This is a genomic window from Burkholderia sp. A2 (genome assembly GCF_001729305.1).
GTDB lineage: Bacteria > Pseudomonadota > Gammaproteobacteria > Burkholderiales > Burkholderiaceae > Burkholderia > Burkholderia sola.
On the sequence record NZ_LZXX01000030.1, the window covers coordinates 1 to 849 of the forward strand.

An 849-nucleotide genomic window follows, 5' to 3' on the forward strand; every position below is an offset into this window, starting at 1 on the left:
GTGCTTATTCTTCCGGTACCGTCATCCCCCGACTGTATTAGAGCCAAGGATTTCTTTCCGGACAAAAGTGCTTTACAACCCGAAGGCCTTCTTCACACACGCGGCATTGCTGGATCAGGCTTTCGCCCATTGTCCAAAATTCCCCACTGCTGCCTCCCGTAGGAGTCTGGGCCGTGTCTCAGTCCCAGTGTGGCTGGTCGTCCTCTCATACCAGCTACTGATCGTCGCCTTGGTAGGCCTTTACCCCACCAACTAGCTAATCAGCCATCGGCCAACCCTATAGCGCGAGGCCCGAAGGTCCCCCGCTTTCTTCCGTGGGTCGTATGCGGTATTACTCCGGCTTTCGCCGGGCTATCCCCCACTACAGGACATGTTCCGATGTATTACTCACCCGTTCGCCACTCGCCACCAGGTGCAAGCACCCGTGCTGCCGTTCGACTTGCATGTGTAAGGCATGCCGCCAGCGTTCAATCTGAGCCAGGATCAAACTCTTCAGTTCAAACCTGTTACTGTTTTCGGTTCGGTTAAGAACCGGTCGCTCACTCAAAGCTGACAGGAATATGAATCACTTCATAAACCTGACTTACTTTAGTGTGAGACTCTTGATACTTTTGCTATCTGATCCGAGGATCAGCTCGCTACCATCAAGCGCCCACACTTATCGGCTGTTAATTTTTAAAGAGCATTTCTGCGAGGAACTTCGTGTTTCCCGGCAGCGCTGCGTTTTCAGCAGCAGAGAAGCGAAATTATGAACCGTGTTTCGCAGTTCGTCAACAACTTTTTACACTACATCGTTGCGACTGCGGGGCCATCTTCCTGCGCCGCCACGGCTCGCTACATCCCGAACCC

Annotated in this window: 1 rRNA gene; it reads right to left on the reverse strand. The window is 53.0% G+C overall.

From position 1 onward, the window contains the following. A 16S ribosomal RNA gene (locus tag A9Z05_RS03200) occupies window positions 1–499 on the reverse strand; the annotation flags it as partial. Window positions 500–849: the final 350 nt, after the last annotated feature.